This is a genomic window from Lysinibacillus sp. GbtcB16 (assembly GCF_019091145.1).
GTDB lineage: Bacteria > Bacillota > Bacilli > Bacillales_A > Planococcaceae > Lysinibacillus > Lysinibacillus fusiformis.
In genome coordinates, this window is sequence record NZ_JAGXJV010000022.1 from 1 (window position 1) to 8,923 (window position 8,923).

Genomic DNA, 8,923 nt, shown 5'->3' on the forward strand with positions numbered 1-8,923 from the left:
CTCCATAAAAGAAATTTGATTAGCTCAAATTGTTTTGCTGGCATCAATTTTGATGTCCAAAATTTTGTTTCGTTCACCAGCTAAGCTAGCTATTAAAAACTTTATTGATTACGTTTTGCTTGTTCAGTTTTCAAAGTTCATTATTATCTCAGTCGTTTTCAGCGACTTCATTATGATAACTCGTTTATAACAAGAAGTCAACAACTTTTTTGTTTTTTATTTCTAAAGTGTTTCGTCTTGTTAAGGACAAGTAATAATATATAATATAGCATTTTAAAAATCAAGTATTTTTTTAAAAAAAGTTAAAAATCTTTTTTTATATCAATAACAAACAATAGAGCACTCTCTTCTAAAACAATAAATAGTAATACTAACAAGTTTCAGCCATAGTCAAAAAAACAAGTAAACAAAGTATGGCCAAATAAATTAAGTACTAACACTATTAATAAAAACCTACCCCATCCCTTATAAGGTCACCTTGATCTTCTTTAAAATTATGGATCAATTAATTGATGGTACTCTCTACATCATCAGCGATTATCGCAGACGTATATTGAGTCCTATTATATAATAAGATGTAACAAGTGCACAGGTAACAAGTGCATCCCATTTTTCTCAACACTTATTCTGTTGTCGAAACTTCAAATGAACATGTTAATTGAAAGAATATTCTATTATTATCTTCAATCGGGATTTGGGAATATCTATATATAGAAAGCATACGTCCAATGTTATCCAAAGTGCTTCTCGCATGCTTTGTATCCTATAGACATTTAGAATTGTACTTATTTCCAATTAATTTGAGTAATTTAACAATGCATGTTATAATTTTTCATGAAGATGGATATAAAAAAAGGACCACTTGGTGTGTCACCACCAAATGGTCATGTAACAGACGAATCGCTTCAAAGGCGATTTGCATAATGAAGGAGTAAACCACTCACATGCTTGGAGGGCAGGGGCGGTTTACTTTTTTTTCTGAGAAAAAGTAAATGACAAAACGATTACCGAAACAATCAATCCACTAAAACTGATCATTAAGGACATTGCCTCGTAAGTTGTCATTAGCAACACCTCCTTCCCCTCCAGAAACCTGAACAACGGGTGAAGAATGTATGCTTACCGCCCATGAAACCTCTATCTAGTTACCTCTTTATTATACCATTTTATGTGAATGAAATATAGTTTTTGGAAATTTAATTAGGATATAAATCTGGTCAACCTCTCGTCAATTTTTGTTACAAGCTCGCCGTTTGCTTCATCTCCCCTTAACATTTTTAGTATGATCTAGGCCTGGTGCCACCATTAGGTTCCCCGAATCCGATCAGCATTCTTTATTGAAAATGCGATTAAAAGCTTTCCTTATCATTAATCTTTTATTTCTCCCTATTAGTAGAGATGAGCTCTAGTCTCATTCCCTAATATTAATAACCCTTTGTCCATTCCCCTAAAAACAGAGTCGCCATCATTAAATTAGAAAAGAGCACACTGGAAAATACTATGCTATTCGCTTACGTAGATGCTTGTTTTACATAAATAACCTACCTAGAACCAAAGTGATATTAATTACGAAATGGATGTATAGATGAATTTTAGATCCCTATAAAATAAAACACATATATTTCCTTACTTCCATGTTGTACAATACAAAAAAGTAATACACATATAATAATGACTGGTTGCATATCTCTTAGCAATGCGAAATATCTATGGAGGGTCGTGTATGGGAACATTATTGGAAAATATGATTACATATGAAGTTGGCATAAAATTAGTTTTAGCAGCCACATTAAGTTTAGTAATCGGAATTGAAAGGGAATTAAAGAAGAAACCAGTTGGATTAAAGACAAGTTTGGTCATAGCAACATTCAGCTGTTTGCTAACCATTATTTCCATTGAAACAGCTTACTCCACACCTTCTAGAGAAGATATAAATATTACAATGGATCCCCTTCGCTTAGCAGCCCAAATTGTCAGTGGGATTGGATTTCTAGGAGCAGGCGTAATTTTAAGACGCGGCAATGATAGCATCTCTGGTTTAACGACTGCAGCCATGATATGGGGAGCTGCCGGCATCGGAATCGCTGTAGGTGCTGGTTTTTATATGGATGCAACATTAGCTGTCATTATCATCGTTTTCGGAATTGAAATCCTCTCTCCTTTCCTAATGAAAATTGGACCAAAACGTATTCGCATGAGAGAGATTTTACTAAAGGTTCAAATAGATGATGACAAACATACGGAATCCTTTCTATTATTCCTTAAGAACAACAATATCATCATCGAAAATATCCGTATTAAAGATGTACCTTTAAAAAATGATAATGTTTTACATGAGTTGGATTTACGTTTGTCCTTAATTGTTTCTGATAATTTACTATCGTTTTACCGTTCATTAAGAACATTATCATATATTGAAAAAATCGAAATGGAAATTTTAAACTAGTTGGAGGATTTTTATGGCAGAATTATTTAAACTACTAAAGGATGGTAACAAACCTTCCCTGATGGCGGCTTGTGTCAATGCCTTTTTAGGTATTATTAAAGGCATTGCCTTTTTCTTAACAGGTAATGTGGCTATGTTCGCAGAAATGATGCATTCACTTGGAGATGCAGCTAACCAATTGTTCGTGTATATAGGCTCCGCTCTATCGAAAAAAGCACCTACAAAGAAATTCCCTAGCGGTTTCGGTCGTATTGTCAATTTAGTATGCTTATTTGCAGTTATTATCGTAGCAATTCTTTCTTATGAAACAATTAAAGAAGGATGGCATCATTTTATCCACCCTACTGGTGAATCAAGTGGGGTACTCATCGCACTCGGAGTTTTATTTATAGGTATTGTTTTAGAGGGTACAGTACTGGCTAAAGCAGCAGTAGAAGTATTACATGAAGCTGGGCAGGAAAAAGCAGGTATGACATCCATCCCAAAAGCTTTCAATTATTTAAACCGTGCCAAGCCTGCGACTAAATTAGTGTTTATGGAAGATTTAGTCGCTACAAGCGGAAATATTTTAGCTTTCATTGCTATTGTTATCGCTCATTTTACAGGGTGGACTAGAATAGAAGGTCTTGTTTCCATGATTATTGGGGCAATGATGTTTTATGTTGTTGGTAAAGTATTCTTAGACAATGCTCGAGGTGTAATCGGTGAGACAGATGAAGAAATGTTAAATCATATCGCCCATCTTGTGATGGATGACCCAAATATTAAAGATATTGTACGTCTTGAAGTCATTAAAGAAGGGGAATTTTTACATGTTGAGTTAGTGGCAGAAGCTGACCCTAAACTATCCTTAGCTTTTTTAGATGATGTTCGGGATCATTTGACAGAAGTTATTTTAAGTCAGAAAGGTGTGTCGAAGGTCGCCATTTTATTTGATGAAGATGACGGAAAGGCTAGCTGGATACATCTTGGCGACAGACCTAATCATGAATTGTAGAAGCTAAAAAGCCAATTACCTTGTTTGAACGGCCCGTAAAAGTTAGATTGATGTCTAACTTTTTTTGGGTCAGATCAGTTTCAGGCAGTTGGCTTTTTGTTAAACTGATATTAATTGATCCCGATCAAAATTTGTTTCCCTTAGATTATCAGGGATGGACTCGTAGCTTACAAAGACTTGATTGGTTATCATAAATGTTAGGAATTGATTACTAACAACGGTCTTTTTAGTACCATTTTGTTGAATGACTATTTCTGAAAACATTAAAGTAGCTTGTCGATTGGCTAAAGCATATTCTTGGGCATTTAGAATATCCCTACCATCCACATGACAGCCTAAAACAAAATGACCAGCATAAGAATCTTTTAATACGTTAGGATGCATGGATCGGTAATGCACTTCAGAAATTGAATCTTCACGATTCATGAATTGATGGGCTACCAAATAATGCTTTAAAGCACCTTTTAAATCAATTGCGATAATTGTATCTGCTAATATTGTTCGAAAATAAACCGGAACAATTTCAGCATCTCCTAAATAAGGTTTTACCTCTACCACAATTTCCCCAGAAGGACGGACAAATAAATGTCCACTTGCCTTATTTACACCATTCGAAAAAGTAATGTTCGTTTGCCCAAAACGTAAACTCTTAAAGAAAATACTTTGATCAACCATGTAACCCGTAACAATGTTATCATTTTCAATTTGTAACGACTTTGTTTCAATCCCCAAAACTTCTACACAATTTTGTATTTTGTAAACATGCTGCTGAAAATGGTATCTCTTTACAACTTAATGTAACCACACGATCCTTAAGCAATTGCTTCAACATTTGATCCCTCTCCTCTTTGTTTAAGTCATTATTTTAATAAAGGTGGATAAACAGTTTCTGAACAACCCTACATTAATGGAGCTAGTGCGACAAATACCATCACTCTCTAGCAATCACAAAGTCTAATATGTATTAAAATATCCAATTTAAGTTAAATATTCTGATTAAAATCATGACTTTTTTCACTTCTCTTAATAAAAATAACCATTATACCCCTTTGAATATCTAACTATTTCATTATATTGTAGGTCTTAAGAAACTTCTACGACAAAATTCAACAAGATTCGTTAATTTTTCTTAACCTTCAATAAAAAAAAGTGTGAGGCTAACTGCATAGCCTCACACTTTTTTATTATTTTAAAGAGAATTTTGTAAGATAGTACGTACATCTTTTTCTTGTAACTGATGGAAGTTTCCAAATGGACCATTATGCATTGCATGCTCTACAATCTGCTGGAATTTCGAATCATCAATATTATAATCGGCTAAACGATTTGGTGCCCCTAATGATGACCAAAATGCTGATAAGCGATCGATCCCTTCATAAGCAACCTCTTCTACCGTTTTGTCTGTTGCATCCACCCCGAATACTCGTGTTGCTATACCTGCAAAGCGCTCAGGATTCACCGGCACACTTAAACGCATCCAATGAGGCTGAAGAATAGCTAAACCACCTGCATGCGGAATATCATATACTGCCGATACAGCATGCTCAATATTATGAGATGCCCAATCTCCACGAGATCCGATTGATAAGAATCCATTTAATCCAATCGTTCCTGCTAATAGAATTGTTTCACGTAACTGTGTATTCTCTAGATCCTCTAATAATTGAGGTGCTGTCGTAATAACCGTACGTAATACACCTTCACACATTTCATCAGTGATTGGTGTATTCGTTGTATTATGGAAATACTGTTCGAATACATGTGACATCATATCAACGATTCCATAAACGGTATGATTTTTAGGTACAGACACCGTATACGCAGGATTTAAGATTGAGAATTTCGGGAATGCCGCAGGGCTACCCCAGCCTAATTTTTCTTCTGTAGCGGCATTAGTAATAACTGACCCAGAGTTCATTTCAGAGCCTGTAGCGGCCAAGGTTAAGACAGTTCCTAGTGGTAAAGCTTGTTCTACAAATACCTTGCGTTTAACGATATCCCAAGCATCCCCATCATATTTTGCACCAGCAACAATTAGTTTGGAGCAATCAATAACAGAACCGCCACCAACTGCAAGAACTAAGTCAATTCCCTCTGTTTTACAAATTTCAATACCACGTCTAGCTGTTTCCACACGCGGATTTGGTTCTACACCACTTAATTCAAAAATTGTTTTATCTGCTTGCTGTAATTTGTCAATAACAGCGTCGTAAACACCATTCGTCTTGATGCTACCGCCACCATATACAACCAATACTTTTTTGCCATACTGCTCTAATTCCTTCGGTAACTTTTCCAGTGCATCTTCACCAAAATGAAGTTTCACTGGGTTAAAAAATGTAAATGAATCCATTTAATTCGCCCCTTTCTAGTTGGATTTTCTCATATTTCTGTTCAAGAAAGCAAAGATAAACGTTCGGCATAACTGTTTAAATGATTCCGTTTGGACGATTAATTAAAGGGTTTTGTAAGGGAGATTCATTCAAACATTTCTTCAAATTAGTAAAGAGACGAAAAAAACGAGTCCTCCCATAAAAATAGGAGAAACTCGTTGTAAATTGAACTTATTCTTAAACCCATCCGCGGAAGCGTGAAGCTTCTGCAGTGCGGCGAACACCAACCATATAAGCTGCTAAGCGCATGTTAATGTTACGTGTTGTAGCTGTTGTATAAACATTATCAAATGCTTCAACCATTTTTTTGTATAGACGTTCTTCAACTTCTTCTTCTGTCCAATAATAACCTTGGTTATTTTGTACCCATTCAAAGTAAGAAACTGTAACTCCACCAGCAGATGCTAATACGTCTGGTACAAGTAAAATGCCACGTTCTGTCAAAATTTTAGTTGCTTCAGCAGTTGTTGGACCATTTGCTGCTTCTACTACGATATTAGCTTTAATATTGTGTGCATTGTCAGCAGTAATTTGGTTCTCAATCGCAGCAGGTACTAAAATATCACAATCAAGTTCTAATAATTCTTTATTTGAAATCGTGTTTTCAAATAAAGTTGTTACAGTACCAAAGCTATCACGACGATCTAATAAGTAGTCGATATCTAAACCTTCTGGATCATGAAGTGCACCATAAGCATCCGAAATACCGATTACCTTTGCACCTAAATCATGCATAAATTTCGCAAGGAAGCTACCTGCGTTACCAAATCCTTGAATAACAACGCGCGCACCTTTAATATCAATACCGCGTTTTTTCGCTGCTTCTTCGATTACAATTGTAACACCTTGTGCAGTCGCACGGTCGCGACCTTGTGAACCACCAAGAACTAGTGGCTTACCTGTGATAAAGCCTGGAGAGTTGAATTCATCCATACGGCTATATTCATCCATCATCCATGCCATAATTTGTGCATTTGTAAATACGTCTGGCGCAGGAATATCTTTTGTTGGTCCTACGATTTGACTTACAGCACGGACATAACCACGGCTTAAGCGCTCGATTTCGCCCATAGACATTTGACGAGGATCACAGATGACACCGCCTTTACCACCACCATATGGTAGATCGACAATACCACATTTCAATGTCATCCACATTGAAAGCGCTTTAACTTCCTCTTCAGACACTTGTGGGTGGAAACGAACCCCACCTTTAGTTGGTCCTACAGCATCGTTATGTTGTGCACGGTAACCAGTAAATACTTTTGTTGTACCATCATCCATTTTCACTGGGATACGTACTTGTAGCATGCGAAGCGGTTCTTTTAGTAATTCATACATTGCTTCATCATAGCCAAGTTTGTTTAGAGCATCTTGAATGACATCTTGTGTTGATGTGAAAAGATTTAAGTTTTCAGACATTATTAAATCGCCTCTTTGTTTTATTTAATGATAGTATATCGGCATCATTGTAACATACTTCCGAATTAAAATGTGAACATTTTGTTAAAGATTAAATACTTTTTCAATTTGTTCGATTGACCAATCTAAATCCTCTTGTGAAATAACAAGTGGTGGCGCAAAACGAATAACTGTATCATGTGTTTCTTTACATAATAAACCTAATTCTTTTAGTTTTTCACAGTATGGACGAGCTGCCTCTGTTAATTCCATACCAATAAATAAACCACGACCACGTACTTCTTTAATAACTGGGTTATTAATTTCTCTTAACTTACCTTTGAAGTATTCACCAAGTTCATGTGAACGTTCAGCTAATTTTTCATCTAATAATACTTTAATAGATGCAATTGAAACTGCACAAGCTAAAGGATTTCCGCCGAAAGTTGATCCGTGTGAACCAGGGTTGAATACACCTAGAATATTACGGTTTGCAGCTACACAAGAAATTGGGAATACACCGCCACCTAATGCTTTACCTAAGATGTACATATCTGGTTCTACTTCTTCCCAATCACAAGCAAACATTTTACCAGTACGTGCTAAACCTGCTTGGATTTCGTCAGCAATGAATAATACGTTGTTTTCACGGCAAAGTTCGCGAGCTGCTTTTAAGAAGCCCTCTGTTGGGATAACAATACCAGCTTCACCTTGAATTGGTTCAATTAAGAATGCTGCTGTGTTTGGTGTAATAGCTGCTTTTAATGCTTCAAGATTACCGTAGTCTACTAATTTAACGTTTGGTAACATTGGACCGAATCCACGACGGTATTCCTCATCAGAAGAAAGAGATACAGCAAGCATTGTACGACCATGGAAGTTACCATTACATGCAATCACTTCTGCCTTGCCTTCTTCTACGCCTTTTACATCATATGCCCAACGACGAGCTGCTTTAAACGCAGTCTCTACTGCTTCAGCACCTGTATTCATTGGTAATACCATTTCTTTATTTGTTAACTTTCCTACTAGCTCATACCATTCACCAAGGTTTTCGCTGTAGAATGCACGTGAAGTTAATGTTACTTTATCAGCTTGCTCTTTTAAAGCAGCGATAATTTTTGGGTGACGATGTCCTTGGTTTACAGCTGAATAAGCTGATAACATATCTAAATATTTGTTACCTTCTGGATCTTTAACCCAAGCACCCTCAGCCTCTGAAATTACGATTGGCAGTGGATGATAGTTTGCTGCACCATAATTTTGTGTTTGTTCAATAACTTGTTGAGTTTTTGTCATATTCTATTCTCTCCTTACTAAATGATGATAAAAAATCGATGCAAGAAAGGACTATGTATTTCTGTAAGTAGAATAATTAAGAATTTAGCAACAACAATCGATCAATTTGCAAACTCTCCCCAAGTAAACTACATAAGTGGCTACGGTATTAGCCAACGGTTGTATTACTTGGAGAAGTTCCACAAATTCTGTCACAATGCTTCATTTACTACTTATTAAAATAGCCCTAACGTCAATGTAAAATTAAAGCATTTCTGAAGTTGTTTTTGCTTGCATGTGAAGTTGTAGGTAGTCTGGGCCACCAGCTTTCGAGTCTGTACCTGACATGTTGAAACCACCGAATGGTTGGTAGCCAACAATCGCCCCTGTACAGCCACGGTTGAAGTA

General features: G+C 36.2%; 7 protein-coding genes. 2 read left to right on the forward strand and 5 right to left on the reverse strand.

What is annotated here, in order from left to right; genetic code table 11:
* Positions 1 to 966: 966 nt before the first annotated feature.
* The gene (locus KVT27_RS26795; protein ID WP_220273102.1) at positions 967 to 1,065 is read right to left on the reverse strand and encodes a putative holin-like toxin; all 99 of its coding nucleotides are present in this window, start codon (positions 1,063 to 1,065) and stop codon (positions 967 to 969) included.
* Positions 1,066 to 1,723: 658 nt separating this feature from the next.
* Here KVT27_RS26795 and KVT27_RS22550 point away from each other — a divergent pair.
* Positions 1,724 to 2,446, forward strand: a complete 723-nt coding sequence (locus KVT27_RS22550) for an MgtC/SapB family protein (protein ID WP_008178169.1) — start codon at positions 1,724 to 1,726, stop codon at positions 2,444 to 2,446.
* A 13-nt stretch (positions 2,447 to 2,459) separates the two neighbouring features.
* A complete protein-coding gene (locus KVT27_RS22555) occupies positions 2,460 to 3,443 on the forward strand; it encodes a cation diffusion facilitator family transporter (RefSeq protein WP_036119842.1) in 984 nt (327 codons plus the stop codon).
* A 99-nt stretch (positions 3,444 to 3,542) separates the two neighbouring features.
* On the opposite strand, the gene KVT27_RS22560 is transcribed toward KVT27_RS22555, so the two are convergent.
* From KVT27_RS22560 to KVT27_RS22575, 4 genes are all read right to left on the reverse strand, one after another.
* Positions 3,543 to 4,175: a hypothetical protein gene (locus tag KVT27_RS22560; RefSeq protein WP_254636244.1), complete on the reverse strand. Its 633-nt coding sequence runs from the start codon at positions 4,173 to 4,175 to the stop codon at positions 3,543 to 3,545.
* A gap of 457 nt (positions 4,176 to 4,632) precedes the next feature.
* Positions 4,633 to 5,796, reverse strand: a complete 1,164-nt coding sequence (locus tag KVT27_RS22565; protein ID WP_036119845.1) for an iron-containing alcohol dehydrogenase — start codon at positions 5,794 to 5,796, stop codon at positions 4,633 to 4,635.
* 217 nt (positions 5,797 to 6,013) lie between these two features.
* Positions 6,014 to 7,258, reverse strand: a complete 1,245-nt coding sequence (locus KVT27_RS22570; protein WP_036119847.1) for a Glu/Leu/Phe/Val family dehydrogenase — start codon at positions 7,256 to 7,258, stop codon at positions 6,014 to 6,016.
* Between the two features lie 84 nt (positions 7,259 to 7,342).
* Positions 7,343 to 8,536 carry an ornithine--oxo-acid transaminase gene (locus KVT27_RS22575; protein ID WP_008178160.1) on the reverse strand — a complete coding sequence of 398 codons (1,194 nt, stop codon included), beginning with the start codon at positions 8,534 to 8,536 and terminating at the stop codon, positions 7,343 to 7,345.
* Positions 8,537 to 8,923 lie beyond the last annotated feature (387 nt).